This is a genomic window from Amycolatopsis orientalis (genome assembly GCF_000943515.2).
GTDB classification, from domain to species: Bacteria; Actinomycetota; Actinomycetes; order Mycobacteriales; family Pseudonocardiaceae; genus Amycolatopsis; species Amycolatopsis orientalis.
In genome coordinates this window covers 6,006,136-6,033,007 of sequence record NZ_CP016174.1, presented here as the reverse complement: position 1 = coordinate 6,033,007, position 26,872 = coordinate 6,006,136, and the positions used below count along the sequence as shown (strand labels likewise).

General features: G+C 68.0%; 20 protein-coding genes. 9 read left to right on the top strand and 11 right to left on the bottom strand.

Annotated elements, in window-relative coordinates:
• The first annotated feature begins 3 nt into the window (after nt 1-3).
• The 3 genes from SD37_RS26415 (at nt 4) to SD37_RS26405 (ending at nt 11,684) form a co-directional block, all read left to right on the top strand.
• Nucleotides 4-1,155: a cytochrome P450 gene (locus SD37_RS26415; protein WP_052674802.1), complete on the top strand. Its 1,152-nt coding sequence runs from the start codon at nt 4-6 to the stop codon at nt 1,153-1,155.
• Nucleotides 1,152-3,158 (top strand): HelD family protein, encoded by a 2,007-nt coding sequence (locus SD37_RS26410; RefSeq protein WP_044849839.1) that lies wholly within the window; start codon nt 1,152-1,154, stop codon nt 3,156-3,158. Before SD37_RS26415 ends, SD37_RS26410 begins: the two co-directional genes overlap by 4 nt.
• A 213-nt stretch (nt 3,159-3,371) precedes the next feature.
• The gene (locus SD37_RS26405; protein ID WP_044849838.1) at nt 3,372-11,684 is read left to right on the top strand and encodes a SpvB/TcaC N-terminal domain-containing protein; all 8,313 of its coding nucleotides are present in this window, start codon (nt 3,372-3,374) and stop codon (nt 11,682-11,684) included.
• A 294-nt stretch (nt 11,685-11,978) separates the two neighbouring features.
• Here the strand turns inward: SD37_RS26405 and SD37_RS26400 are convergent, their stop codons facing one another.
• Nucleotides 11,979-13,322: an NAD(P)-binding domain-containing protein gene (locus SD37_RS26400; RefSeq protein ID WP_044850132.1), complete on the bottom strand. Its 1,344-nt coding sequence runs from the start codon at nt 13,320-13,322 to the stop codon at nt 11,979-11,981.
• 103 nt (nt 13,323-13,425) lie between these two features.
• Between SD37_RS26400 and SD37_RS26395 the strand changes: the two genes are divergently transcribed.
• Nucleotides 13,426-14,271 (top strand): helix-turn-helix domain-containing GNAT family N-acetyltransferase, encoded by an 846-nt coding sequence (locus tag SD37_RS26395; protein ID WP_044849837.1) that lies wholly within the window; start codon nt 13,426-13,428, stop codon nt 14,269-14,271.
• Here the strand turns inward: SD37_RS26395 and SD37_RS26390 are convergent.
• The 7 genes from SD37_RS26390 to SD37_RS26360 form a co-directional block, all read right to left on the bottom strand.
• On the bottom strand, nt 14,268-14,723 hold the full coding sequence (locus SD37_RS26390) for a DUF2243 domain-containing protein (protein ID WP_044850131.1): 456 nt from the start codon (nt 14,721-14,723) through the stop codon (nt 14,268-14,270). The genes SD37_RS26395 and SD37_RS26390 overlap by 4 nt on opposite strands.
• A gap of 126 nt (nt 14,724-14,849) precedes the next feature.
• The gene (locus tag SD37_RS26385) at nt 14,850-16,322 is read right to left on the bottom strand and encodes an FAD-dependent oxidoreductase (protein ID WP_044850130.1); all 1,473 of its coding nucleotides are present in this window, start codon (nt 16,320-16,322) and stop codon (nt 14,850-14,852) included.
• A gap of 101 nt (nt 16,323-16,423) precedes the next feature.
• Nucleotides 16,424-16,744 carry a lycopene cyclase domain-containing protein gene (locus SD37_RS26380; RefSeq protein ID WP_044849836.1) on the bottom strand — a complete coding sequence of 107 codons (321 nt, stop codon included), beginning with the start codon at nt 16,742-16,744 and terminating at the stop codon, nt 16,424-16,426.
• Entirely contained in the window at nt 16,741-17,085 is a 345-nt protein-coding gene (locus SD37_RS26375; RefSeq protein WP_044849835.1) for a lycopene cyclase domain-containing protein, read from the bottom strand. Before SD37_RS26375 ends, SD37_RS26380 begins: the two co-directional genes overlap by 4 nt.
• Entirely contained in the window at nt 17,086-18,048 is a 963-nt protein-coding gene (locus SD37_RS26370) for a phytoene/squalene synthase family protein (RefSeq protein WP_044849834.1), read from the bottom strand. It lies immediately after the preceding gene.
• Entirely contained in the window at nt 18,045-19,562 is a 1,518-nt protein-coding gene (gene crtI / locus SD37_RS26365) for a phytoene desaturase family protein (RefSeq protein ID WP_044849833.1), read from the bottom strand. The genes SD37_RS26370 and crtI overlap by 4 nt, the downstream gene beginning before the upstream one ends.
• On the bottom strand, nt 19,559-20,659 hold the full coding sequence (locus tag SD37_RS26360; RefSeq protein ID WP_044849832.1) for a polyprenyl synthetase family protein: 1,101 nt from the start codon (nt 20,657-20,659) through the stop codon (nt 19,559-19,561). The genes crtI and SD37_RS26360 overlap by 4 nt, the downstream gene beginning before the upstream one ends.
• Nucleotides 20,660-21,068: 409 nt before the next feature.
• Between SD37_RS26360 and SD37_RS26355 the strand changes: the two genes are divergently transcribed.
• From SD37_RS26355 to SD37_RS26340, 4 genes are all read left to right on the top strand, one after another.
• The gene (locus SD37_RS26355) at nt 21,069-21,959 is read left to right on the top strand and encodes a MerR family transcriptional regulator (protein ID WP_044849831.1); all 891 of its coding nucleotides are present in this window, start codon (nt 21,069-21,071) and stop codon (nt 21,957-21,959) included.
• 92 nt (nt 21,960-22,051) lie between these two features.
• Nucleotides 22,052-23,065: a DUF5914 domain-containing protein gene (locus SD37_RS26350; RefSeq protein ID WP_174567856.1), complete on the top strand. Its 1,014-nt coding sequence runs from the start codon at nt 22,052-22,054 to the stop codon at nt 23,063-23,065.
• Nucleotides 23,066-23,108: 43 nt separating this feature from the next.
• A complete protein-coding gene (locus SD37_RS26345) occupies nt 23,109-23,333 on the top strand; it encodes a DUF6480 family protein (RefSeq protein WP_044849829.1) in 225 nt (74 codons plus the stop codon).
• Nucleotides 23,334-23,460: 127 nt separating this feature from the next.
• The gene (locus SD37_RS26340; RefSeq protein WP_044849828.1) at nt 23,461-23,934 is read left to right on the top strand and encodes an SRPBCC family protein; all 474 of its coding nucleotides are present in this window, start codon (nt 23,461-23,463) and stop codon (nt 23,932-23,934) included.
• 54 nt (nt 23,935-23,988) lie between these two features.
• On the opposite strand, the gene SD37_RS26335 is transcribed toward SD37_RS26340, so the two are convergent.
• Both SD37_RS26335 and SD37_RS26330 read right to left on the bottom strand, forming a co-directional pair.
• Nucleotides 23,989-24,804 (bottom strand): serine hydrolase, encoded by an 816-nt coding sequence (locus SD37_RS26335; RefSeq protein ID WP_044849827.1) that lies wholly within the window; start codon nt 24,802-24,804, stop codon nt 23,989-23,991.
• A gap of 147 nt (nt 24,805-24,951) precedes the next feature.
• Complete coding sequence (locus SD37_RS26330) at nt 24,952-25,524, bottom strand: dienelactone hydrolase family protein (protein ID WP_044849826.1); 573 nt, start codon at nt 25,522-25,524, stop codon at nt 24,952-24,954.
• A 150-nt stretch (nt 25,525-25,674) separates the two neighbouring features.
• On the opposite strand from SD37_RS26330, the gene SD37_RS26325 reads away from it, so the two are divergent.
• Nucleotides 25,675-26,307 (top strand): hypothetical protein, encoded by a 633-nt coding sequence (locus SD37_RS26325; protein ID WP_052674801.1) that lies wholly within the window; start codon nt 25,675-25,677, stop codon nt 26,305-26,307.
• Between the two features lie 47 nt (nt 26,308-26,354).
• On the opposite strand, the gene SD37_RS26320 is transcribed toward SD37_RS26325, so the two are convergent.
• Entirely contained in the window at nt 26,355-26,753 is a 399-nt protein-coding gene (locus SD37_RS26320; protein ID WP_044849825.1) for a hypothetical protein, read from the bottom strand.
• Nucleotides 26,754-26,872 lie beyond the last annotated feature (119 nt).

The window sequence follows — 26,872 nt, the reverse complement described above, 5'->3', positions numbered from 1 at the left end:
GCCATGTCCCTCGAGGAGATCTTCGCTTTCCACGAACAAGAGGTCGGCCCGATACGGTTCGACGAGCCGTTCGGTGGCTGGGTGGCCACCCGGTACTCCGACGTGAACAGGGTGCTTACCGAGCACGAGGTGTTCTCCTCCGACGAACTGCGCTACAGCACCCAACCAATTCCGCACAGCTCGAATCCCTTGTTGCGCGGCCTGCAAGCGACCGATCCGCCCCGGCATCATGCGTTACGCCGGATCGTCAGCCAGGTGTTCACGCCGCGGGCCGTGGCGTCGTTGGAACCGTTGATCGAGGCGAAGGTCGACGCTCTCCTCGCCTCGGCCGGGTCGACCTTCGACTTGATCGGCGAAGTGGCCTATCCGCTGTCGGTGCACACGATCGCGGGTCTGCTCGGCGTGCGGCCGTCGCGGTGGCCGGATTTCGTCCGGTGGACCGAAGCCATCACGTCGTTCTTCGGCACGTTCGCCGCCGACGAGACCCGCCAGGCCGCGTTCCATCAGGCGTTGACGGAAATGGGCGCTTACTTCCGCGAGGAATTCGAGCGGCCGGAAGGCATCATCGGAACCCTGATGACGTCGGACCTCACCGAGCACGAGGTGATCGACTTCTGCACCTTGCTTTTGATCAACGGCCACGAGACCACCAAGTCCCTGCTCGTGAACGCCATCCTTTGCCTTGTCTCCCGACCGAAGCCCGCCGACATGCGATCGGCCGTCGAGGAGGTTCTTCGCTACCTGCCGCCCACGGGCGGAACAGACCGGTTCGTCACCCGGCCCACCACGCTCGGCGGTCGGGAACTTCAGCCAGGCCAACGGGTGGTCGCGATGATCACGGCGGCCAACCGTGACCCCGGGGTCTTCGCCGACCCGCATACCTTCGACCCGAACCGGAAGTCCAACCCGCACCTGTCCTTCGGTCACGGCATCCACTTCTGCCTGGGCGCCCACCTCGCCCGGATGGAGGTGCGCATCGCCCTCACCGCCCTGCTCGACCGCCCGTGGCGGATCACGGACCTGGACACCCACCGGACCCCGGTCGGTATCGACGTCCTCAAAGTCACCCTCGCGCCCGGTCGCAGGGCGGCTGACACCGCGGAAAAGAACAAGACTGTTCCTTCCCGGATTCCCCCCGCATCCTCGTCGGCATGAGCAGCGGGGAACTCGCGATCGAGCAGCGGTATCTGACGGATCTTTATCGGCGGCTGGACGCCTTGCGCGCGCAGGCGGCCGAGGGGGAAGGAGAATTCTGGCGCGGGGAACTGGCCCGCCTGGAGTCGGTGGAGGACGGGCTGTGCTTCGGACGGCTGGACCTGGCCGACGGCCGGCGGGTCTACATCGGGCGAATCGGGTTGTTCGACGGAGATGAGCCGTTGCTGCTCGACTGGCGGGCACCGGCGGCCAGGCCGTTCTACACCGCGACCGCGGTCGACACGCAGGGCGTGCGGCGACGCCGCCGGATCACCACCCGCGGGCGGACGGTGCTCGCGCTGGACGACGAACTGCTCGACGCGGAGACCGGCGAGGACCGGTTGGTCGGCGAGGCGGCGTTGCTGGCCGCGCTGTCCGCGGACCGAACCGGGCGTATACACGAGATCGTCACCACCCTGCAAGCGGAACAGGACCGGATCGTGCGCGACGAGTACCCCGGCGTGCTGGTCGTGCAGGGCGGGCCGGGGACCGGGAAGACCGCGGTCGCCCTGCACCGGCTGGCCTACCTGCTCTACACCCGGCCGCGCCTGCGCGCAAACGGCGTGCTGGTGATCGGCCCCAGCCGGATCTTCCTGGACTACATCGGCCAGGTCCTGCCCGGCCTCGGCGAGCACGCCGTGGTCACGGAGACGGTGCCGGATCTGTGGCGCGGTAAGGCCGAATGGGTCGAATCCGCCGCGGAAAAGGGCCACGCGGAACTGGCCGGCCGGGTGGCGGACGCGGTGCGCGCGCGGGTGCGGATCCCCGACGAGACCGTCGAATTCGAGTTCGAACAACAGGTGCTGAAGCTGGACCCCGTTGTCTTTCGGCACATCGTGGATTCCGTCAGAGGGCGGGGACTTCCGTACCGCCAGGCGCGGCTCCTCTTCGAGAAGGAGGTCGTGGACCGGCTCGCGCGGGATCTGGCCGGCCGGCTGGAAAGCGTCGTGCTCACCGAGACGGGCGAGGCCATCGACGGTGGCAACGCCGACGGCAGTCTGAGCGCGGCCGACCTGCGCGCGCTGGCGGCGGCGGGAGTGGTGATCGATCCGGACGAGCCCCCGGCGCCACGCGACCTCCTGGACGACGCCGACCGGGCGGGACTGCGAGCCGCGTTGCTGGCCGACGCCGGTGTCCGGCGTGTGCTGGACGAGCTGTGGCCGCCGTTGACCGCGGAGGGGGTGATCGCCGGACTGACCGGCGGCACGCCGTGGAGTACCGCGGACATCCCGCTGCTGGACGAAGCCGCCGCGGTGCTCGGGGAGGGCGTGGCGACCTTCGGGCACGTGGTCGTCGACGAGGCACAGGAACTGTCCGAAATGGACTGGAGAATGCTGATGCGCCGGTGTCCGGCCAAATCGATGACCGTCGTCGGTGACCTGGCCCAGACCGGGAGCACGGCGGGCGCGACCGGCTGGGCCGAGGTGCTCCGGCCGCATGTCGGCGAGCGCTGGCGGCTGGCCCGGCTGACCGTCAACTACCGCACCCCGGCCGAGATCATGGCCGCCACCGAGGACCTGTTCGCCGCGCATCACCCGGAGTCGCGGCCTCCCCGCTCGGTCCGCTCGACCGGGGAGCCGCCGTGGCGGTCGCGCACCACGGCGGCTGAGTTGGCCGACGTCGTCGCACGCCTCGTCGCGCGTCACGATGGGGGCAGTCTTGCGGTGATCGCGCCGACGGTGCACCGGGATCGGCTCGCGGTGGCGCTGCCGGTCACGGTCCCGCCGGACCTCACGGACCCGGTCGTCCTGCTCTCGCCCGGCGAGGCCAAAGGAGTGGAGTTCGACTCGGTGCTGATCGTCGACCCGGCGGCGATCATGGCCGCCGGCCCGTTGGGTCACAACGATCTCTATGTCGCGATGACCCGCGCGACGCGGCGGCTCGGCGTGGTCCACCCCGGCCCGTGCCCGGCGGAACTGGTGCGGATCCCCGTATGTCCCGGTGAAGGGAACATCCTCCCGTAGCAAGGGAAATTCCCGGAAGTGGTGTTTCATCGGGATTTCATCGACGGTCGATACCGTCGCGGAGATCGATACTCGCCCGGATGCCCTTGTCTGGTCACGGTTGTCCGCCGCGGGCTTTCGCTCCCGCATCACCGTTCGATCCCGTTCGCGACGGTCCTTGTCGCCGGACGGGACCAAATGGCCTAATTCATCGATCCAAAGGGGGTCGGGGGCATGGCTGCCTTCGCCTGGACTCGTCCGGTTCGTCAGCACCGCCGGGCCGTGGTGGTCGCGCTGATCTTGGCGTTGGTGGCGATGACGGTCCCGGGCGCGGCACCGCCTTCGCTGCTCGGGGCGGCGCAAGGATCGGGCGCGGATGGAGCAGTCGCGGCGCCGGAACATCCGGAGGGGACGTCCTTCGATCCGAACCAGATCAAGGACATCAAGGCGGCCGATCCGGGTGCCGGGGTGAACCTGATCGGACCGCCGTCGGCGAACAACCGGGGCGATGCGCGAATGTCGTATCCGCTGGAGGTTCCCCGGGGGCGGGCGGGGCTGGAGCCGAAGTTGTCGGTGGCTTACAACTCTTCGGGGGCGAACGGCTGGCTGGGGGTGGGGTGGGATGTTTCCCTGCCGGCCGTCACGGTGGACACCCGCTGGGGTGTGCCGCGGTATGACGCGGGGTTGGAGACCGAGACCTATCTGCTGAACGGTGAGCAGCTGACGCCGGTGGCCCATCGGGGTGCGTTGCAGGCCCGGACGGCGGAGAAGGTGTTCCACGCCAAGGCGGAGAGCCGGTTCGACCGGATCGTCCGCCACGGGGACGGACCGGCGAACTACTGGTGGGAGGTCACCGACAAGGCGGGCACCCGCATGATGTTCGGCGGGGCGCCCGATACGACGCTGGCCGACAAGGCGGGCCGCATCGCCACCTGGGCGGTCCGCGAAGTCCGTGACACCAACGACAATCTCATGCGCTACCACTACACGCGGGTGGACGACGGCGGCACCGAGAAGTCGACGGTGCCGGGAAGCAATCTGTATCCGCGGCGGATCACCTACACCGGCCACGGCGCGACCGAGGGCAAGTACTCGGTGACGTTCCTGCGTGACCGGGACCGGGGCGAACCACGTCGCGCGGACGTGCAGATCGATGCCCGGGGCGGGTTCAAGAAGGTGACCGCGGACCTGCTGCGCCGGGTGGAGGTCAAGCTGGACGACCAGCTGGTGCGCGCTTACGAGCTGAACTACCGGGCCGGCGCGTTCGCCAAGACGCTGCTGGCGTCGGTGTCGCAGTTCGGTGAGGACAACAAACTGTTCAACACCCACTCGTTCGACTACTTCGACGATGTCCGGGACTCCGGCGGCAACTACACCGGCTTCGCGAAGGCGGCAGGGTGGTCGGTCCCGGATGACGACCTGGGCGTGAACATCCGTGAAGGTGAGGCGAGCGCGATCTCGGCGAACACCTCCGTCGGGTTCGGTGCGCATTTGTTCGCCGGTTACAACGTGCAGGGGCTGCCGGTCAAGCAGGGTGGCGTCGGGCTGAAGGTCGGGTTCAACGCCGGCCAGTCCGATGGCCTGTCGGCGTTGGTGGACGTGAACGGCGACAACCTGCCGGACAAGGTGTTCCGCAAGGACAACGACGTGTACTACCGGCCCAATCTGGCCGCGCCCGGCGGCACGCCGAAGTTCGGTGACACACCGCTGAAGTTGCGTGACCTGCCGGGTATTTCCACCGAGCGGACGTTGTCGGGCACGATCGGTGTCGAGGCGTTCGTCCTCGCTGTCGCCGCGCAGCTGGACTTCGTGGGGACCACGACCACGTCGGACCGGTTCTTCAGCGACGTCAACGGTGACGGGATCACCGACCTGGTCAACAACGGCGGCGTGTTGTTCGGCTACCTCGACGCCAACGGGCATCCCGCCTACAGCGCGGATTCCACCCGTACCCCGGTGCCGGTCGGCGGTGGCGCGGTGACCGGCGAGATCGTCGGTGACCAGACCGCCCAGTTCAACCAGCAGGTCGACAACTCGCCGCTGCTGGACTCGGTGCGCCGCTGGGTCGCGCCGTTCGACGGCACCGTGCGCGTCGACGGCCGGGTGCAGCTGACCGTGGACCCCTCGCCCGCGCGCGCCGCGTACACCAAAGCCGACGGTGTGCGCGTCACCATCCAGGCCAAGGACACCGAACTCTGGGCGCAGCGAATCGGCCCGGACGACCACACCGAGTTCACCCCGGCCAATGTGTCGGCGATCGCGGTGAAGAAGGGCGACGCGCTCTACTTCCGCACACAGTCCATTCTGGACGGAAAGTACGACACGGTGGCGTGGGACCCCACGATCACCTACACCGACCTGGCGGCCGGTACGGACGTGAACGGGCTGGCGAACACCGTGTTCCGCGCGTCGTCGGACTTCACCCTCGGCGGCCGTTCGTCGCAGGTGATGGTGCCGGTGACCGGCACGCTGCGGCTGACCGGCGACGTGGTCAAGAACAAGGTGACCTCGGATGACGTGACCGTGGTGATCACGAAGGGCAACGGGGTGCACGCTCCGGCGGAGGTGCTCCGCAAGGTCCTGCCCGCCGGGTCGACCGGGACCACCACGATCGACATGAGCCTCCCGGTCAGCCAGTTCGAGAAGATGTCATGGCACATCAAAACCGACTCCTCGATCGACGTCTCCGCGGTGTCGTGGGTGCCGAAGGCGCACTACACGGCCGCGCCGGGGGTGGAGTCCCTGGTCGACGACAAGGGGCAGCCGACGCTGGTGATCAGCCCGCCGTTCGACGTGGACATGTACCCCGCCGACACCCTCACGGCGCCGCAGCAGACCTACAAGGTGACCAAGACCGGGAAGCTGCGGATCCGGCCGGGCGTGAAGCTCAACTTCGGCTTTCCCGGGCCGAACAAGATCGCGTTCACCGTGAAGAAACGCGGTGGGCAGCTGCTGGGCAAGCGGGTCGTCGACATCGTCAACGGGCAGTACGGTTCGCCCGGCCAGGACCTGGACGTGGTCGTCCCGGTCACCGAGGGCGACGAGCTGTATCTCGACCACTCCACGACGGATCCCTCCCTGTTCGGTTTGGTCGCCGAACAGTCCGCGAAGGTCACCTACGACCTCACGTCCCCATGGCCGACGTTCAGCCCGGCACCGAGCGCGATGCACGGCTCCGCTCAGCAGGGTGCGTTCCCGCAGCCCTACCGCGGCTGGGGTGTGATCGGCTACCAGGCCAACCGCGACCGCGCCACCCAGCCGATCAAGCAGGCCGAACTCGCGATCGACCAGAGCTTCAAGGACGCCCTTCCCAAGGAACCCAAGGAAGCCGACATCCCCGGGTTCGCCGCGAACCCCCGGATCGCCATGCCCCGGCTCGCGATCTTCGCCGCCAACCCCGCCAAGGGCGGCTGGGCCGCGCAAGACGAATCCTCGTGGTTCACCGGCACCATGGCGACCAGTTCCCGCCTCGGCGCGGACACCATCGACATCGTCACCGACGCCGACGTCGCAGGCGACCGCACGGTGATGCGCCGTGGGGTCACCGGCCAGGTGTCCGGCACCCTGTCCGCCGGCCCGTTCGGGGGCACCGTCGTCGGTGGCATCACCGCCGGGTCGGTGGACTACGTCGACCTCAACGGTGACCGGTTCCCGGATGTGGTCGGCGCCAAGGAGATCCAGTTCACGGACATGAACGGCGCGCTCGGCTCCCGACGGGGGACGCTCGGCGGCAACGTCCGCGAAACCGACAACTTGTCCGGCAACGTGTCGTACTCCGCGGGCAGCGAGGCCGCTACGCTGGCCAGCGCGCTGGGCCTGGCCGCGCCCGAAGCCGGGAGCAGCAACAACACCGCCACTTCCGGCCCGGTCCAACCGGCGCTGGGGATCGGTGGCAGTCTCGGCGGCGGTGAGTCCGACACCCGGGTCGATCTCGTCGACATCAACGGCGACGGTCTACCGGACAAGGTCTTCGCCAACGGCGACGTCCAACTCAACCTCGGCTACAGCTTCGCCGCCAAGGAACCCTGGCCGGCGGGCCCGATCAACGACGCCTCCACTCGCAACCTCGGCGTCAACCTCGGGTTCAACGTCGACAACTACGGCTTCGCCGGTGGTCTCTCCGCCGAACTCGGCACCTCGTTCACCAACGCGAGCATGGTCGACATCAACGGCGACGGCCTCGCCGACCGCGTCTTCACCGATGGCGCCAACCCGATCAAGGTCGCCATCAACACCGGCACCGGCTTCACCGCGCCCACCCCGTTCCGCGGCAGTTTCACCGACATCGCCGTGGACAAGAACGCCACCCTCGGCGCGGGCGTCTACTTCACTTTCCCTGTCCCCACCCCCGTCGGCACGTTCGTGTTCAACCCCGGCGTCAACGCCTCCACCGGTATCGGCCGTGCCGAGATCGGCCTGCGCGACGTCAACGGTGACGGACTGGCCGACCACGTGAAATCCACCCGGGACAACGAGTTGATGGTCGCGGCCAACCAGACCGGCCGTACCAATCTGCTCCGTACGGTGACGCGTCCGATGGGCGGACGGGTCGAGCTGGACTATGCCCGTACCGGCAACTCCCAGGCGATGCCCGAGTCCCGCTGGGTGCTGTCCCGTACCAGCGTGTCCGACGGTCATCCCGGCGACGGCGCCGACACCCAGCTCAGCACCTACCGCTATGAACAGGGCGCATACGACCGGCTCGAACGCGAATTCCGCGGCTTCGGCAAGGTCGTCACCGAACAGCGCGACCCCGGCGCGGCCGACGCGCTGTACCGCTCGACCACCGACGAGTACCGTACCGACAGCCCGTACACGACCGGTTTGGTCGCCCGGACCCTGACCGCCGACAACGCCGGACGCCCGCTCACCGAAACCGTCAACAGCTATCAGCTGCGCGACACCGCGCCGGGCAGTGCTTTCGCCGCTTTGTCCCGAGTGGACAAACGCTTCTACGAAGGCGCTGATAAACCAGGCAAGTCCACTTACACCGAAATGGCGTATGACGACTTCGGCAACCTGATCCGCTCATTCGACGCCGCCGACGAGGGTGGCGCCGACGACGTGGAAACCACCTACGGCTACAGCGCGTCCGACCCGGCGTGCCGCGACCGCAACATCGTCGGTACCGCCAATGTGCTCAATCAGCACGGCACCGACGGCGGCGCCGTGTCACGGCACAGGGAATCCACAGTGGACTGCGAGACCGGTGTGGTGCGGCAGGTCCGCCAGTACCTCACCGACACCGTTTCGGCGAATGTCGATCTGGAGTACTTCCCGGACGGGAACCTGAAGGCAGTGACCAAACCGGGTAACAAGACCGGACAGAGGTACCGGCTGGAGTACGGATACGACGCTGTCGTCGGTGTGCACGTCGAGTCTATTGTGGACAGCTTCGGGCTGCGCTCCGGTGCGACGCACAACCTCAAGTACGGGCAACCGGAGCGCACCACGGACCAGAACGGCCAGCAGGTGCTGCGCGGTTACGACAGTGTCGGGCGGCTGGACACCGTGACCGGACCGTACGAGATCGGGTCCGGCAAGGTCACGATCGACTTCGATTATCACCCCGAAGCCGCGGTTCCCTACGCCACCACGCGGCACCTCGATCGCGACGCCACCGGTGTCCGTGAGGACACCATCGACACCGTCACCTTCACCGACGGCCTCAAACGCGTGCTGCAGACGAAGAAGGACGCGTCGGTCGCGGACAAGCCCGGTGACGACCCGGAACAGGTCATGACCGTGTCCGGCCGTGCCAAGTTCGACTTCCTCGGCCGTGCGGTGGAGCAGTACCATCCGGTGACCGAGCCCAAGGGGAGCGGAAACACCACGTTCAACGTCACTTTCGACACGGTGGCCCCGACTCGCTTGTCGTTCGACGCGCTGGACCGGCCGGTCAAGACGGTCGCACCGGACGAGGTCACGACCACCGTGGCCTACGGCTTCGGTCCCGACCGCGCCGGTGTCACCCGGTTCGAAACCACCGCGACCGACGGCAACGGCAAGCAGAAGCGCAGTTACACCGATCTGCGGGAGAAGACCACCGCGGTCAAGGAGTTCAACCCGGCCGGCGGGCAGCCGGTGATCTGGACCAGCTACGGCTACGACCCGCTGGGGCAGCTCACCACCGTGGTGGACGACAAGAACAACACCACCCGCTCCGACTACGACACCCTCGGCCGTCGCACCGTGCTCGACAGCCCCGACGCGGGCCGCACCGAGTCCCGCTTCGACCTGGCGGGGAACCTGACGGTGAAGATCACCGCAGGCGGCAAACAGGTCGAGTACGACTACGACCACAACCGTCTCACCGCGGTCCGCTATCCGACGTTCCCGGCGAACAACGTCACCTATGTTCATGGCGCGCCCGGTGCGCCGGACAACGCCGCGGGCCGGATCACCGAGATCCGCGACGCGGCGGGCACCGTCACCCGCGGCTATGGCCCCTTGGGTGAGACCACCCGGGAAACCCGCACCATCAAGATCGCCGGGCAGGCGGATCGCGGCTACACCACCGGCTGGCGCTTCGACGCGTTCAACCGGGTCCTGCAGATGACCTATCCCGACGGCGAGGTCCTCCGCTACGACTACGACACCGGCGGCCAGGTCACCCGCGCCACCGGCACCAAGAACGGCACCGACTACCTCTACCTCGGCCGCATCGACTACGACAAGTTCGGTCAGAAAGTCCTGCAGCAGGCCGGGAACGGGGTGCGCACCACCTACACCTACGACCAGGCCGACCGCAGGCTCGCCACGCTGAAGTCGAAGACGCCGGGTGCCGTCGAGTTCCAGAACCTGGGCTACACCTACGACAACGTCGGCAACATCACCAAGCTGAGCAACACCGTGGCGGCCGGTGGCGCAATCGGTGGGCCGAGCAGCCAGACCTACGGCTACGACGACCTCTACCAGCTCACCTCCGCCGGCGGCCAGTACACCACCAAAGACAACCAGCAGGACAAATACACGCTGGCGCTGAGCTATGACTCCCTCCACAACACCACCACCAAAACCCAGCACCACGAGATCACCGGCACCTCCACGCAAGCGGCGTCACTGAACCGCGGGCCGAACCCTGTGTCGCCGGTCGGTGGTGGCGGAGGAAGCCCGGCGTCGCTGGGCCCCCTGACGGTCGGGCCGATCGAGCCGGTCGCGGGGCAGGACGACAACAGCTACGACTACAAGTACGACTACGGCAGCGGAAAACCGCACGCCCCGAGCAAGGTCGGCCCGATCACGCAGGCCTACGACGCGAGCGGCAACCTCACCGACACCGTGAACACCGCGGCGGGCGAGACCAAACGTCGCCAGTACGTGTGGGACGAGGAGAACCGCCTCGCCTGCAACCAGGACGCCGCCACCGCGACGGTCCCGCAAACCCCGGCAGGCTGCCAGGGAGCCACCGTCGGCTACACCTACGACATGGCCGGCGAACGCGTCATCAAACAGGGTGACGGGCTGTCCCTCTACCCCAACCGCGGCTACAGCGAACGTAACGGGACCGGCTACAAACACATCTTCATCGGGGACAGCCGCCTCACCACCAAGACCGTCGCCGCCGACGGCCCCGAGAACACCCAGTCCTACTTCCACGCCGACCACCTCGGGTCGTCCGGTTACGTCACCGACAGGCAGGGCAACGTCACCGAGCACCTCGAGTACATGCCGTTCGGGGAGACGTGGGTTGAAGAGAAGGTCGGGGGAAGCGGTACACCGTACAAGTTCACCGGTAAGGAGCTCGACGAGGAAACCGGTCTCTACTACCACGGCGCTCGCTACTACAACCCGAGAACGCAGCTTTGGGCGAGCGCGGATCCGGCCCTTGCTGAATTCATGTCCGGCTCCAAGGCCGCGGGTGGTATCACCAACCCCAGCAACCTGGCCGCCTACACCTATGCCCACAACAATCCGGTCATCCTGACCGACCCCACCGGCAAGTGGCCCGTTCTCGACGAACGGACTATCAGGAACTTGAGGTCTTGGTACCCAACACAGACCGTAGATCCCCAAGGTAACCCGGCTGGCCCACGGGTGGAATACTTTGGAATGGATCTCAGTCCGCGAGAGATGGAGTTATTCCAATCCAATAAATGGGAGATAGGAAGGGCGGCATACGCACGCGAAGAGGCTCTTAATCGTACGGGCAAAATCTACGGATGCGGCGAAGGCTGCGGGGATCCCTACAAAAATGCCAATGCGTTCCAGCATGCGTACTGGAGTGCAGTGCTTTCGGTAATGTTCGGCGTAGACGGATCGAAGACGCTTACCGACGCCCATGAAGCTTACTCGGGGAACGATCTGGACGATGAGCTAATGGATCTGTACAACAATCAGGTTGGCCGGAGCGTGTTCGAAGCTCTTGAAAGAAAGCTTGGTCAGCGGCCAACCATTGACGACCTTGGTCAACTTGCCGATATGGTGGTGAACGCGGTCGACAATGGGGATACGATCAGGCGGCGACATGGTGGCGGATTCGAGCGCACGGCACCTGAGCCGATTCCCAAATGCGCCCGCCCGGCGGGTGAACGCACCACGTGCTGATGTCGAACACTTGAATTGACCGATAGGCGGCGTCTTTAGGGAGTCATGCGCGCTGCCTTCGAAAGTTCTGACTGTCCCTGTTGGTCCCGAGCAGTTTGCCGGGGCCAACAGGGACAACTGCATATTTACGTTACTGAGACTGCTCCCATCGGCACTGGCCAGCTTTGGGTGGTGTCCTGATCGGTCCCGCCAGGAATAATGCTGCTGGAGCGTCTGAGGCGCTTTACCCCTGAAACCTAACGGCACTATGTTTGTACTTCGGAACCGCAGGGATCAGCGCGGACCGTGTCGCGATCAGTGATCAGCGATCGTGGCCGACGGCGCGGACAGGGTCAGGAGTTCCGGAGCTGCGCAGCAGCTACCGGAGGCCGGCGCGTCGTCCGGTTCGTCGAACAAACCGGCACCGCCGCAGACGCCGGTTTCCGCCAGCCGCAGCTCGACCCGTGCGGCGGCTTCGTGGTCCCCGGCCAGCTGGGCGGCGATGCTGCGCACCTGTTCGTAGCCCGTCATCGCCAGGAAGGTCGGCGCTCGGCCGTAGCTCTTCATCCCGGCCAGGTAGAAGTCCTTCTCCGGATGGGACAGTTCCGCCGCGCCGTGCGGATAAACGGTTCCGCACGAGTGGACGTTCGGATCGATCAGCGGCGCGAGCGCCACGGGGGCCTGCAGCGTCGGGTCCAGCTCCAGTCGGATCTCCGACAGCCAGGTGAGATCGGGGCGGAAACCGGACAGGGTCACGACCTCGTCGATCTGCTCGATCCGCTGGCCGGTGGAGGAGATCAGGGTCAGCCGTCCGTCGGTGTCGCGTTCGACCGCGTCGGTGCGGAAACCGGTCACCACCGTGATCAGGCCGGAGTCCACCGCCGCCCGGGCCCGCAGCCCGAGCGCGCCCCGTGCCGGGAGCTGATCGGCCTCGCCGCCACCGAAGGCGTTGCCGACCGCGCCTCGGCGCAGCACCCAACTGATCCGCGTCTCCGGCGAGTCTTTCGCGAGTCCGGACAACGCGACCAGCGCGGTCAACGCCGAATGCCCGCTGCCGGCGACCACCACATGCTTGCCGGCGTACCGCGCCCGCACCGTCTCGTCGCTCAGGTCCGGGACCCGGTAGCCGATCCGGTCCGCCGCCGCCCGTTCACCGATGGCGGGAAGTCCTTCGCCGCCAAGCGGATTCGGCGTCGACCAGGTCCCGGAGGCGTCGATCACCGCCCGGGCGGCGATGCGCTCTTCCGAGCCGTCGGCGGTGCGGACGTGGACCGTGAACGGCTCGTCGTCCCGGCCGCTGTCCACCACCCTGTCCCGGCCCCGGCGCGCCACTCCGATGACCTCGGCGTCGAACCGCACCCGCCCGTCGAGGGCCGTCGCCAGCGGGCGCAGATACTGCTCCGCCCATTCCGCGCCCATCGGATACGTCTCGCCATCGGGCCGCACCCAATCGGTCCCCGCCAGCAGCCGTCCGGCCGCGGGGGCGACCAGCTCCGACCACGGCGAGAACAACCGCACGTGGTTCCAGGCCGCCACATCGGCCCCTGCCCGGGCCCCACGTTCCAGCACGAGCGGCTCGATGTCCCGTTCCAGCAGCTCGGCGGCGGCCGCCAGCCCCACCGGACCGGCTCCGATCACCACGACAGGCAGCTCGTTCATCCCCATGCACCTTTCATCGATCAGGCTCGATTGAAGCGATGCCGGGGACTGTATCGACCGGGATCGATTGACGCAACCATCGATCCTGGTCGATACTGACGGCATGACGACGGTTGTGCCCGTTTCCCTCGCCGGTCTCCTACCCGAGCGCGAAGCCGCGACGTACGCGGGCTGGTTCGCCTGCCTCGCTGAACCGATGCGGGTCAAACTCCTGCACGCCGTCGCGACCTCATCTCGCGGCCTGACCGTCGGCGCGCTGACCGAGATCCTCGGGACCAGCCAGTCCACCTGCTCCCATCACGTACGGAAGCTGGCCGAGGTGGGATTCCTGCACCTGCGCAAAGAGGGCACGGCCACCGTCGTGACGATCAACCAGGCCTGCTGCAGCGGGCTGCCCCACGCCGCCGACGCGGTGATGGGCCTGCTCGCGCCGCGTCCGTGCTGCCCGGACAACCTGCCCGAAGACGTCACCGTCCGCGCACTGGCCGAAGGCGACTGGAACGCGGTGCGCCGGATCTACGGCGAAGGCGTCGCCACGGAACTGACCACGTTCGAAACCGAAGTCCCGCCTCGTAAAGCGCTCGACGGGAACTGGCTTTCCGGGCATCGCTGGGTCGCCGAGATCGACGGCGAGGTCGTCGGTTGGACGGCGGCCACGCCGATATCGGCGCGTGAGCACCAGCAAGGGGTCGCCGAGACGTCGGTCTGCGTCGCGGAAGGCCACCGTGGCCGCGGAGTGGGGAAAGCCTTGCTCTTCAAGCAGGTCACCGAAGCCGACGCCGCCGGGATCTGGACCCTCCAGACGTCGATCCTCACCGACAACCGCGCCGGCATCGCGCTGCATCACAGTGCCGGCTACCGCACCGTCGGAATCCGCGAACGCATCGTCCAGCGTGAAGGCACTTGGCACGACACCGTGTTCTTGGAACGCCGCAGTCCGGTCAGCTAGCCGGTCGCCCGGCGCGAAGCGGGACGAGCCGATCGCGAGAGCAGCACGCCGATCACCATCAGCAAGGCTCCCAGCAGCAGGAAACCCAGGTCGTACGCCAGTTGGCCGGGGCCGGTGCGGACATGGTGCACGCCGAGCAGCAGATGGTCCACGGTGCCCTCGACGAGGTTGAACACGCCCCAGCCTGCCGCCATCCCGCCCCAGAGCATCCGGGAAGCCAGCCGCTCGCCCCGGTTCAGCAGCACGACACCGGTGACCACGAAGATCAGGCACAGCAGGTGGAACAGCCCGTCACCGACCATGTTGAGGTGCAGGTCCTCCGGGGTGACGGGGGGATACCAGCTCGACAGCATGTGGTGCCAGCCCAGGATTTGATGGGCGAAGATGCCGTCGACGAACCCGCCGAAACCCAGTCCCAGGAGTACCGCTGCCCGATTCACGACGCTGCGCATGTCCGGACGGGTAGCCCCGAGGGAAGCGCCCAAACGCCCGTTGACCGAAGGGGCTGAAGGGCGCTTTCCCCTCATCCGATGCGAGGAAAGCGCCCTTCACCGCGTGTGATGCGGTGAAGGGCCCCTTTAGCCCGGCGCGGGACGTGGCCGTTTTGAAGCGGCGAGCCGGTTCAGTAGGCCGATCCTGCCCCGGTTGGGTACCGAACGCAGCGGATGGCCTTCGAGGCCCCAGCGCCGCAGGAGGACGTTGGCCGCCGCCCAGCCCGTGGCGGCCGCGCGTTCCATGAGGGCGACGGGCAGATCGATCCGGATGCCGTCGCCCGCGAGTGCCAACGCCGCGTCCGGGGTTTCGACGGTGGGACGTCGGGCGAAATCGCCGACGCCGAACAACGGGCAATCCTCGCGCCACAGCGTGATTTCCCCGACGACGTGCGCGTTCCGGCTTTCCGGGTAGATCTCGTGAAGCCGGGCGTCGACGGCTTTGGCCAGGCTGTCGTCCGGCGTGGCCGCGTAGGCGTGCAGTTCGACGACCGACCCGCCGGTGCGCGCGGCCCAGCGACGGGCCTCTCCCTCGTACCGGTCGAGCAGGCTGATGTTGTCGAGTGGCGGCACGCTTCCGGTGCCGAGAAAGGGCGGCCGCGCGGCGTCCACCGGCCGGTCGAGCCACAGCCTGCGCACCAGGAACGGTGGTGCGGTGCGCAAAGCGGCGATGTCGCCGCGCCACGTGGCCGATCCGACACTCGGTGACGCGGCGACGATCTGACGCAGCCCGGTCACGTCACAGGCGAGTACCGCCGCGTCGAAGTGCGCTGTCCCATCATCGGTCTCGATGGCGAAGCCGCCGGGCTCGCGGTGAAGAGCGGTGACGGCCACGCCGGTGCGGATGTCGGTCCGCCGGGCGACGAGGTAGCCGGCGAGGGGATCCCACAGTGCCTGCGGGAACGGATCGGTCGGCACGTCGAAGACGAGTCCTTCACTGGAGCCCAGGAAGTACAGGTGGAACATGGTCGCCAGTTCCGCCGCGGACAGGTCGCGCGGGTCCGCGAAGAAACTGCGGGAGAAGACCTCGAAGGCGAGGTGCCGGGCGGCCGCGGGGAAGTTGATCGCTTCGAGGAACGACGCCGCGTCGACCCCGTCGAGCCGTTCGTAGGTTTCCGGCACGCTCACCGTGGCCAGCGGCAGGGCTTCGCGGCCCTTGAGCCGCAGGAAATCCCGTGGGGTGAAGGTGGGGCTTCGCCAAGCGAAGGCGACGGCGTTCCATGGCGGCGTACGGGGCAACCCGGCGAAGGTGTCCGTCCGCCCCTGTGCGTCGAGCAGGGGATAGTCGGAGAGCGGCGCCAGTCGTTCGAGGCGCGGGTCGGTCCGCTTGAGCAGGGCGCGAAGGTTGTAGTACTGGCGGAAGAAGGCGTGGAAGCCCCGGCTCATGGTCACCGCGGTGCCGTCGGGCAATCGTTCGGACCAGCCGCCGACCCGGCCACCCAAGTGGTCTTCCCGCTCGAAGACGGTGACATCGACGCCGCGTTCGGCCAGCGCGGTCGCGGCGGTCAGGCCGGCTATCCCGCCACCGACGACCGCCGCGGTGGGACGCCGTCCCAGCATGCCCGCGTCGGAGAGGCCGGGCGCTCCCGGCCTCGTGACGGCACGAGGATCGAGCCCCAAAGGCACAGCCGCGCGCGGAAGTCCGTCCCGTTCCAGATCGTTCACCGGGCCTCCTCACCGAGCCGGGCGCGTTCCCACAGCAGCAGGACCGCGGTCACCAGCGCGAAACCGAACAGGAAGTCCTCGACCGGGATGTGCCAGGGAAACCTCCAGCCGGTGATGTGCTCCGGCGCGTACAGGACGATCGGGGCGGACAGCTTGGTCAGCCAGCCGTCGACCGGGATCTGGAAGCCGGTGACGATGGCCATCGTCAGCCAGTAGGCGGCTTTGCGGAACAAGCCCGTCTTCAGGACGGCCAGTTCCAGGACCACGACCACGATCACCGCGGCGACGGCCGGAACGGTGTAACCCCAGGGCATCATCGGCGGACCGCCCGCCGGTTTTCGCGTCGCCGGACCGCGGTGAGCGACAGCTGGACCATTTCGTAGGTCAGCAGCCCGCACACCGGGATGACCACGAAGAAGAGGACCTCCTCCAGCGGGATGCCGAGCGGGGCGCGGACACCGGTGACGAATTCCGGCGCGTAGTGCCAGACGCCCCCGGCGATCGCCAGCGCGTCCCAGACGAGGAAGACGACCGCCACCGGAAGGAGCGCGCGGGCGAGGTGTCTCGGCCGCCGGTAGACGCGGGCGCCCGCGATCTCCAGCGGCAGCGTGATCAGGACGCACGCCGCCAGCACGATCAAGTACTCCGCCTTGCCCATTCAGCCCACCGCCGCCGGGGGAGCGGGCGCGGGATGCCGCCTGCGTGCCCATTGCGCACGCGCCAGCGCGCCGCACGCGACCGCGAGCCTGCGGCCTTGGGACACCGTCGCCCGCCCGGCGAAGACGTCGTGATCCGCGCTTTCGATCCTGTCGAGGATTCGCCCGTACAGTGCCGCGGCGGTGGCCACGCAGGGGCGCGAAACGGGATGCAGCATCGCGATTCCCGGCCGTGCCTCGGCGTAGACGCGCCGCGTCCGGGCGATCTGGTCCCGGATCGCGGATCGCACGGCCGAGTCGGCGCGACCGCGCCCGGCGCACCACGACAGCCGTTCCCGGTCGACGCGGTGTTCCTTGAGTTCGTCGGCGGGCAGGTAGACGCGTCCCCGGCCGAGATCCTCGGCGACGTCACGGAGGAAGTTCGTCAGCTGGAACGCCTTGCCCAACGCCGCGGCTCGCGGCGCGGCCTCTTCACGGCGCGACACGGCGCCGAGCACGGGAAGCACCTGAAGGCCGATCACCTCCGCCGACCCGTGCACGTAGACGTCGAGATCCTCGCGTGTCGCGTAGTCGGTCACGCTCAGATCCATCCGCATGGAGGTGAAGAACGCGCGGAAGAGCTTCTCCTCCAGTCCGAACCGGGTGGCGGTGTCGATCACCGCGGTCAGCAACGGGTCCTCGCTCGCTCCCCGGGAGAGGTCACGTAGAAACCGATCCTCCACAGAGGACAGACGGGCGGCCAGGGACTGTGGCGTGGCGCCGGGTTCCGGTTCGTCGACGATGTCGTCGAGCCACCGGGCGAAACCGTAGAGCGCGTGGATCGCCGGACGCTGGGGTGGCGTCAGCAGCCGGGTCGCCAGGAAGTACGTGCGGCCGTGTCGGGCGTTCATCTCACGGCACCAGGCGTAGGCGGAGCGCAGCCCGGGATCGTGGATGCCGGCGGCGTCGAGTTCGCGACGGGTCATCGGGCCTCCTCTCTCGCGAGATCGAGAATCCGTGGACGTCGTTTCGGCACACCGGTGATCCGGTCGGCCGCGAGCCGTCCCGAGATCAGCACCGTCGGCACGCCGACGCCCGGCACCGTCGCGCCACCGGCGAGGACGACGTTGTCGGTGCCACGGGGGAAATTCCTGGGCCTGAACGGTCCTGTCTGGGCGAAGGAATGCGCGTAACTGAAGGGGGTGCCGGCCACATGCCCCCGATCGGCCCAGTCGGCGGGACTGATGACCTCGGTGAACTCGGGTTCGAAATCCGGAAGCAGCCGTTCGCGTGCCACCGCGAGGATCTCTTCCGCATACGGACCCGCTTCGCTGAGCCAGTCGATCGGGCCGCGATCGAGATTCGGTACCGGGGCGAGGATCGAGTAGAGCTGACGGCCCGACGGGGCGAGTCCCGGATCGGTCGCGGTAGGCCGGGTGATCAGCAACGAGGGGGCGGTCATCCGGCGTCCGGTGGTGATGAGCTCGTCGAACGTCGAGTGCCATCCCCGCCCGAAGGAAATGGTGTGGTGCGCGATTCCGGAGCCGTCACCGGGGCCGCCGGCGTGCACGACGAGAGCCGACGGCGCCGGACGCAACGGGACCGGCCGCCGGGGCGCCCTGCCCAGCAGACGGTGGCTCTCCGGCAGCTCGGTCGTCAGCACGACGGCGTCACACGGATGACGATCGCCGCCCGCCGTGCGGACGGCGGTGATCCGGCTACCTGTCCGTTCGAGTTCCACCACGGCGTCGCCGTAGTGGAAGGTGATCCCGTTCGCGGCGGCGACCCGTGCCAGCGCCTGGGGGAGTGCGGCCACCCCTCCGGGCGGGAAGTACACCCCGCCCACGGTGTCCATGTAGGAGATGACCGCGTAGAGGGCCAACGCCCGCATGGGCGATTCACCGGCGTAGAGCGCTTGGAAGGTGAAGACCCGTTTCAGGCGCTCATCGGACAGGAACGTGCCGATCTTCGCGTCCAGCCGCCGGAATCCGCCCAGCGCCACCAGCCGGGCCAGGTCGGGATGGACCATGCCCAACGGGGAATCGATGTTCGCGTCGATGAACCGGGCGAATTCGACGTGGTGCAGCCGGGTCAGCCAGTCGCGCAGGCGGACGTATCCCGCCGCCTCGGCGGGACCGGCGAACTCCCGGACCGCGTCCGTCATCGCCGCGGCGTCCGAGTGGACGGGAAGGCCGCTGCCGTCCGCGAAGCGGGCCACATAGGCCGGATCGAGCCGGGTGAGCGGTAGTTCAACGGACAGTTCCGCGCCGACAGCGCCGAAGGTGTCCTGCAGGATCGAAGGCATGGTGAGCACGGTGGGCCCGGTGTCGAGCCGGTAACCCTTGCGCTCCAAACACCCCGCCCGGCCGCCGGGACCCGGATCCCGTTCGAGGACGACGACTTCGCGACCACGCCCGGCCAGATGCAAGGCCGCCGCGAGGCCGGACAGACCCGCTCCGACAACGACCACCCGGTCCGTCCGGCCGGTCACCGTCTTCATTGGTCCCGCTCCGTGCACCGGGCGGCGAGAAGGGACAGCGCTTCCGCGGCGTGCTCGGTAAACACCGCCGGATCGAGGACGGCCAGTGCCTTGTCGGCGCGTTCCCGGATGAGTTCGCCGAGGCGATCGCGAGCCCCGGACGCGACGATCAACTCGCTCCAGCGGGCCACCCCGTCGTCGCCCACGACGGGAAGTCCGAGCAGCTCGCCGAGTTCCGCGCGCTGCCCGCGGCCCGCCATTTCCGCCGCCAGCACCACCACGCTGGACGCCTTCCGCTCACGTAGATCCTGGCCGACCGGTTTACCGGTGACGGCCGGATCGCCGAAAACCCCGAGCAGGTCGTCCCGGAACTGGAACGCCTCACCGATCAGTCCGCCGAACTCGGCCAGTGCGGCCAGCACGTCCGGTCCGCAGCCGGCGAGCGCGGCGCCGAACTCCAAGGGCCTGCGAACGGTGTAGTTACCCGACTTCCGGCGAAGGACGTCCAGCAGTTCCTCCCAGCCGGGAAGGGAACGCGCGTCGTTGACCAGGTCGGCGAGCTGCCCGACGGCGAGTTCCGCCCGCATCAGGTCGTACCGTGGCCAGCCCCTGGCCAGCGTTTCCGCGGCCAAGCCGCATTCACGCAACATCCGCTCGGACCAGATCAGGAAGAGATCGCCCGCCAGCGTCGCGGCGGACTCGCCGAATCGGTCAGCGGATCCGGCCCACCCCTGTTCGGCGTGCCACCGCGCGAAGCGGACGTGCAGGGCGGGACGGCCGCGGCGGGCCGGGGAACCGTCCATGACGTCGTCCTGCGCGAGCGCGAAACAGTGCAGCAGCTCCAGACTGGAAGCCGCCCGGAGCGCGGACTCGGCTTCCGGCTCGCCGCAAAGCCAGCCCACATAAGCGAACATCGGCCGAAGACACTTTCCGCCGGCGACGAACTCGGGAAGCACGGTTTCCGCGAGTTCCCCTTCACCGTGCCCTGAAAAGTGTTCGATCGCGCGCGCCCGGACGAATTCGAGCGCTTCGGTCCGGCAGCGCTCCCCGAGCATGTCCAGCCACCTGTCCGGCGCCTCGTCCGGCGGCAGCACCTCCGCCGCCATGGTCGACGCCATGCGACTGCCCCTCTCGCCGATCGGAGTTTCGATTCACAACCGTTGCACTACGGGTGTACTTTGTCTACTAGATCCAGCGGCGCCGTCGCAACTTGGGCAGTTTCGCTGTCAGCGGCCTGAAAGTGAGGGAGTACCCCCTCCTTCGCGCTTCAAGCGTGGATCGTGTGTGCATCGAAAATGACTGCCGTCGGATCGAAGGTGTGACCTTCGATCACCCTGCCGGGCCCAGCGTGCTCCCCCACGCGGCCGGGTCCGGAAGCCGGCGGCGCCCGGCGGCATCGGCCTCCCCCCGGTGCCGCCGAGGCGCCGCCGGGCGCCTCCTGTCGGACCCTCCTGTGGACGGTGTTCGCGCGCTTGTTTCGTGTGGACTCGTAAACTGGGCCGAACGGGTAGGGAAACGTGGTGTTGGATGGACGTCGGCGAGGTGAGCGGTCGTAGTGGTCCCCGTGCCGGGGGTTCGTGGACTCCGGGCATGGTGGCCGAGACGCTGGGTGTCTCGCCGGTCACGCTCCGCACCTGGGCGTCCCGTTACGGTGTCGGCCCGTCCTTGCGGGCCGACGGGCGCCATCGGCGGTACTCCGACGAGGACGTGCGCAGGCTGCAGTACATGCAGAGGCTCATCCAGCGCGGTATCCGTGCCCGCGAGGCGGCGGCCGCCGCCTTCTCCGACGTCGAGGACGTGGTTCCCGAAGTCCCGCTCGAGCGCCGGATAGACGAGCTGGAGCAAGCCGCGGAAGAGCTGGGCTTCGCGTCCCTCGCGGCGATGCTCGACGAGACGCTCGACGCGCTGGGCGCGGCGAGCACGTGGACCGACGTGCTGTTGCCGATCCTGCGCGCGCTCGGCGGCCGCTGGCTGCGGGGTGACGTGTGTTTCGAGTCGGAGTGGGCGCTCACCACCGAGGTTTCGCTCGCTCTCCAGCGATACGTCGGCAGATTCGCGAAAGTGCCGCCGGAGCGGTCGGTGCTCATCGCCTGCTGCCCGGACGAACGGCACAGCCTGCCGGTCGAGGTGCTGCGCGCTTCGATGATCGAGGTGGGTATCCCCGCGATCTACCTCGGCCAGATGGTGCCGGGGGAGACCATGGCCGGGATGGCGTCCAAATTGGACCCGTTGCTCATCGTGCTGTGGTCGATGTCCGCCAACACCGTCGACGACGTGCTGTGCCAGCGGTTGCAGCGCCTCGGTTTCGAGGTCGCCGTCGCGGGCCCCGGCTGGGAAGGACTCAATGTCCGCGGAGCGCCTTGGGTCAACGACCTGGCTGGGGCGCTGGACCTCGCCGCGGAGCGGCTGAATTCCTGACTCGACCGGCGAACCGTTGCGGAACCGCTCCAAGTGCCACAGGATGAACCACGGAGAAGCTCATCCCGACGACGTGGATCAGGAGTGTTCCCGTGGACTTCAGGCGGCAGGTGGTCGAGCGTTGGCCTGCCAGGTGGCCGGTACAGCCGTTTCGCGAACCGGCTTGGGCGCGGCAGGAACCGACTTACCGCGAGTGCAGCCCCGCGCTCATCGACGCCGCGGTCAAACGCGCGGACGCCCGTCCCGCCGGCAACTGGTTCGTCGCCGGGGCCAGCCGGGACATCCGCCGCGACAAGCCGTTCGGCTTCCGGGTGGGCGGCCGGGAACTCGTCGCCTGGCGTGGTGCCGACCGCGAGCCAGTCATCGGCCCGGGAGCCTGCCCGCACCTGGGTGCCCCTCTCGCCGACGCACGTGTCCACTGTGGCGAGCTGGTTTGCCGTTGGCACGGAATGAGAATCGGGCCTGAACGACCGGGATGGTCGCCCTTCCCGGCCTACGACGACGGTGTGCTCGTCTGGGCTCGTCTCGACCGCTTCGGCGGAGAACGCCCCACTGATCGGCCTGTCGTGCCGCCCCGCCCCAGTGGTGGCGTCGCCATCGACGCGGTCGCGACCCTGACCGGTACCTGCGAGCCGGAAGACGTCGTCGCCAACCGGCTCGATCCATGGCACGGCGCCTGGTTCCATCCGTATTCGTTCACCCGCCTGCGAGTGGTGTCCGCGCCGCGGGGAACCGACGTCGCCGACGCCGACGACCGGTTCGTCGTCGAAGTGACCTTCCGGCTCGCCGGCAAACTCGGTGTCCCGGTGATCGCCGAGTTCACCTGTCCGGAACCGCGTACCGTGCTGATGACCATCATCGAGGGCGAAGGGGCGGGCAGCGTGGTGGAAACCCATGCCACGCCGCTCGGCGACGGCGCCGACGGCCGTCCCCGGACCAGCGTCATCGAGGCGACGATCGCCACCTCCGACCGGCCGGGTTTCGGCAAGGCCGCGCGGATCGCGCCGATGCTGCGGCCGCTCATGCGCCGCGCTTCGGCCCGGCTCTGGCGGGACGATCTCGCCTACGCCGAGCGGCGTTACGCGTTGCGGACCGGACGCGCCTGAGTTCGTTCTGCCCGCCGGCGGCGTTCCTGTCACCCTGGATGTCATGAGCAGCGCACCAGGACCGGAACCGGAAGACGTCCCTGGCTTGGAGGTGGGCGGATCCGTGCCGCCGGGCGACACACCACCCGACGCCGGGCAGACCTCGGGGCTGTCACATCCGCAGCCGATTCCCTCACGGGGGCCTTCGATCATCACCCTCGTCGTGATCGGCATCCTCGTCGTGGGCGTCGCCGGCTTCTTCATCCTGCGTGCCCTCGATCTTCTCTGAAGAGGTCGCCAGTCCCGAAGAAGTGCATCGATAGCGGATCGGTTTGCCGGGCCGGATCGGCGGGTAGCCGAAGGGCGTCCGCGCACCCCAGGTGCGGCGACCAGTCTCTTTTCAAGGAGCTATCGAGATGAGCACGATCACCAAATCGGTCGACGTCGAAGCCGATGTGCCTTCGGTCTACAACCAGTGGACCCAGTTCTCCGAATTCCCCCGGTTCATGGAAGGCGTGGATTCGATCGAGCAGATCGACGACACCCATACCCGCTGGAAGACGACGATCGGCGGGGTGACCCGCGAATTCGACGCGACGATCACCGAGCAGCACCCCGACGAACGCGTCGCCTGGCAGTCCGATTCCGGGCCCAAGCACGCCGGAGTCGTGACCGTGCACCGTCTTGACGACGCGCACACCCGGGTCACGGTCCAGATGGACATCGACCCCGAAGGCTTTGTCGAGAACGTGGCCGACAAGCTCGGCATCCTCGACCGTCGTGTCCAGGGTGACCTGGACCGGTTCAAGGTCTTCGTGGAGAACCGTGACGGTCAGGAGACCGGTTCCTGGCGCGGCGACGTCGAACGTTCGCCGCAGCGGCCGAACTGAGCCAGTGGCGGCGTCGGGCCCGATGGGGGATCCATCGGGCCCGACGCGGCGCGGTCAGCCCTTGAAATATCCCTTGAACAGGATTTCGCTGATCTTCGTGGTGGTCTCCTGACCGGTTTCGAAGCCGTTCTGGATGACCTTGGTGTTGTTCATCAACGCGAGGGTGAATCGCTCGTGCGGCCCGACGAAGCCGACCGAGTTCATGATCCAGGAGCCGTCGTCGTTGTCGTCGGACCAGCCGTCCTTGTTGCCGGGGCGGGCGGCGGACCCGGCGCCCCAGACGCCCCACTGCTGGTTGACGTCGACGTTGCGCATCTCGTGGACGATGTAGTCGCGGTGCTGACGGGGCAGCTTGGTGAGGACGTAGTTGATCAGCCGGTCCAGGTCGTTCGCGGTGGTCAGGATCCAGCCCCAGTGGTGCGGGTGCTGGTCGGTGAACCGCATGTCGGTCATCCCGTAGGACGGGAAGCGCTTGGCGAACTCGGCTTCGCCGCCGTACCGGGTCCACAGGGTGTGGGCGGCGGCGTCGTCGCTGGAGTTGAGCATCCGGTGCATCAGATCCCGGTCTTCGGCGGTCAGCTTGACCGCCCCGGAGTCATTGCGCAGCAACAGGTCGACGACCATGGCCAGCTTCGGGGTGGAACAGGCCCAGATGAGGGTCCCGGCGGCCGCGCTCCGGTAGACGGCACCGGTCCATCGGTCCCGGAGGACGATGCCGGTCTCCCCGGGCCTGCTGTCGGCGTACGCCTGGGCCTGCGCGATACGTGCCGTGAGTTCCCGGTCGAACCGGGTCGTCGCACTGGCGGGCGTGGCAGGCGCGAACGCGAGCACCGCCAGTATCGCGGTCAGGATGGCGGACAGTCTCTTCATGTGTTCCCCAGTTCCGCTAACGGATCTTCCTGAGCTTCAAGGCGTTCGCCGGTGCCGGAGGTTGCCACATACCGGCCAACAGTGACGACGGTCACATTCCGGTGGAGCGGTGGGCTGCCGACTGTCCACTATGGACACGGCCGGGTCTTATCGTCGAAGAAACTCCAGTGTGCGTTCGAGCAACAGTGCGCCCGCGGCCGCGTCGTAGGACGCGAGTGTGCGGTCGGCGAAGTAGTGCTGGTCGCCCGGGTAGAGGAACAACTCGGCCTGCCCGGTGGCGGCGACGAGCGCGCGTGCCGCGTCGAGGTCGCCCTCGCCGGCGAAGATGGGGTCGGCATCCATGCCATGAACCTGGGCCGGTACACCTTCGGGCCAGGCGGGACTGAACTCCGAGACCGGCACGCACGCGTAGTAAAGCAGCGCTCCGCGCGCGCCGGGCCGGGTCTGGGCGAGCTTCTGCGCCGGGAGCGCGCCCACCGAGAATCCGGCGTAAACCAGGTCCGAAGGCAGGTTTTCCACGGCCAGGGAACCGCGTTCGAGCACCTCGCCGAAACCGATCTGTCCGAGGTAGGCCATGCCCTTCTCCACGGTGTCGAACACGTGGCCCTCGAACAGATCGGGCGTCCACACGACGTGCCCGGCACGGCGCAGCTCGTCGGCGAAACCCGTGATCCCCGGCGTGAGCCCCAGGGCGTGATGGAACAGAACGACCTCGGACATTCCGACCTCCTTGAGGCTCGACGCGGACGAACCATGAAGTTAGCGGTGCCCGGAAAGGCTCGCAGCGGCTGCCGACGCGGTCCCGCCACAGATCGTGATGCGGCGCAAAGGCGAGATCCTCGGCAGACGTCGCTGATAACGTGCTGAAGCGTGTTCACCACCGTTGAGCGGGGCAGGGTTCGGGACAAGCTGGTGGCGGCGGCGAAGGCCGATCCGAGGATCGCGGCGGCGGGGTTCGCCGGGTCGAGCGCGTATGGCGAAGAAGACGAGTGGTCCGATATCGACCTCGCGCTGGGGCTGGCGCCCAGTGTCGATTACGACGACGTGGTCGCCGCCTGGACCGAGTCGCTTTACCGGGAGCACGGCGCGGGCACCCACCTGGACGTCCGGGCGGGGAGCACGTTGTTCCGCGTGTTCCTGCTCCAGGGCACCCTTCAAGTCGATATCGCGTTCTGGCGTGCGGAGGAGTTCGGCGCGACCGGGCCGCGCTTCGAAGTGCTGTTCGGTAAGGCGAATGACGTCGAGAAGACCCAGCCTCCGGTGGCGGCGAACCTGATCGGCTGGGCCTGGCTTTACGCGCTGCATGCCCGGTCGAGTATCGGCAGGGGACGGGTCTGGCAGGCGGAGTACATGATCAGCGGCATGCGGGACCAGGTGTTCGCCCTCGCTTGCCTGCGCCATGACGTTCCGGCCGTCCAGGGGCGCGGCATGGACGACGTGCCTCCTGACGCGGCAGCGCCGCTCATGGCCGCGCTGGTGCGCTCGCGCCCTCGTGAGTGGTAATGACGGTTAGAACCGTCATTACCACTCACGAGACCGGACCGGGTCGCTCACTGGGCCGGATCGCCGGTTCCAGTCGCGGTTTCTTGGTCCTCGGTGAAGGAATGGAAGTCGAATCGGACCGTGCCCGCGTCACCCGCCGAACGAGCGGCGACCGGGTCGATGATCCCGGCCGTACCGGGAGCGTCCAGGCGGGCCAGCAGACGCGCGAGCAGTTCGGGGCCTTCGACGGGCTCGGCGGAGGTCTGGATGAGCGTGCGGTGCAGGATCCCGATGTCCCAGCCGCTCGTGGTGCCGCTGCCCGCGGGGAGGGAGACGGTGGCATCAAGCAGCCATCGCGGCGCCTTGCCGGGAATCGACGGTGTGGCATGCGCGGTCAGGCCGATGACCTGATCGGCGCGGAGGAGGCCATCGCTGAGAGTCCGTATCCAAACTCTCTCCAACCCCATGAAAGCTCCTTCGGCTCGGTGGAAGGGATCCTGGTCAGTTCCGGGTGAGGTCGTCCAAGTGGTACTTCCGCGCGGCGACGGCGACCGCGGTGACGATCCCCGTGACCACGGCGCTGAAA

Coding starts and splice junctions, on each gene's coding strand:
- SD37_RS26390 (WP_044850131.1), bottom strand. CDS start 14,723: ATGCGCAGCGTCGTGAATCGGGCAGCGGTACTCCTGGGACTGGGTTTC.
- SD37_RS26360 (WP_044849832.1), bottom strand. CDS start 20,659: ATGGCGTCGACCATGGCGGCGGAGGTGCTGCCGCCGGACGAGGCGCCG.
- SD37_RS26405 (WP_044849838.1), top strand. CDS start 3,372: ATGGCTGCCTTCGCCTGGACTCGTCCGGTTCGTCAGCACCGCCGGGCC.
- SD37_RS26400 (WP_044850132.1), bottom strand. CDS start 13,322: ATGAACGAGCTGCCTGTCGTGGTGATCGGAGCCGGTCCGGTGGGGCTG.
- SD37_RS26355 (WP_044849831.1), top strand. CDS start 21,069: ATGGACGTCGGCGAGGTGAGCGGTCGTAGTGGTCCCCGTGCCGGGGGT.
- crtI (WP_044849833.1), bottom strand. CDS start 19,562: ATGAAGACGGTGACCGGCCGGACGGACCGGGTGGTCGTTGTCGGAGCG.
- SD37_RS26375 (WP_044849835.1), bottom strand. CDS start 17,085: ATGGGCAAGGCGGAGTACTTGATCGTGCTGGCGGCGTGCGTCCTGATC.
- SD37_RS26380 (WP_044849836.1), bottom strand. CDS start 16,744: ATGATGCCCTGGGGTTACACCGTTCCGGCCGTCGCCGCGGTGATCGTG.
- SD37_RS26330 (WP_044849826.1), bottom strand. CDS start 25,524: ATGTCCGAGGTCGTTCTGTTCCATCACGCCCTGGGGCTCACGCCGGGG.
- SD37_RS26370 (WP_044849834.1), bottom strand. CDS start 18,048: ATGACCCGTCGCGAACTCGACGCCGCCGGCATCCACGATCCCGGGCTG.
- SD37_RS26335 (WP_044849827.1), bottom strand. CDS start 24,804: ATGAAGAGACTGTCCGCCATCCTGACCGCGATACTGGCGGTGCTCGCG.
- SD37_RS26385 (WP_044850130.1), bottom strand. CDS start 16,322: ATGCTGGGACGGCGTCCCACCGCGGCGGTCGTCGGTGGCGGGATAGCC.
- SD37_RS26415 (WP_052674802.1), top strand. CDS start 4: ATGTCCCTCGAGGAGATCTTCGCTTTCCACGAACAAGAGGTCGGCCCG.
- SD37_RS26410 (WP_044849839.1), top strand. CDS start 1,152: ATGAGCAGCGGGGAACTCGCGATCGAGCAGCGGTATCTGACGGATCTT.
- SD37_RS26395 (WP_044849837.1), top strand. CDS start 13,426: ATGACGACGGTTGTGCCCGTTTCCCTCGCCGGTCTCCTACCCGAGCGC.
- SD37_RS26340 (WP_044849828.1), top strand. CDS start 23,461: ATGAGCACGATCACCAAATCGGTCGACGTCGAAGCCGATGTGCCTTCG.
- SD37_RS26345 (WP_044849829.1), top strand. CDS start 23,109: ATGAGCAGCGCACCAGGACCGGAACCGGAAGACGTCCCTGGCTTGGAG.
- SD37_RS26320 (WP_044849825.1), bottom strand. CDS start 26,753: ATGGGGTTGGAGAGAGTTTGGATACGGACTCTCAGCGATGGCCTCCTC.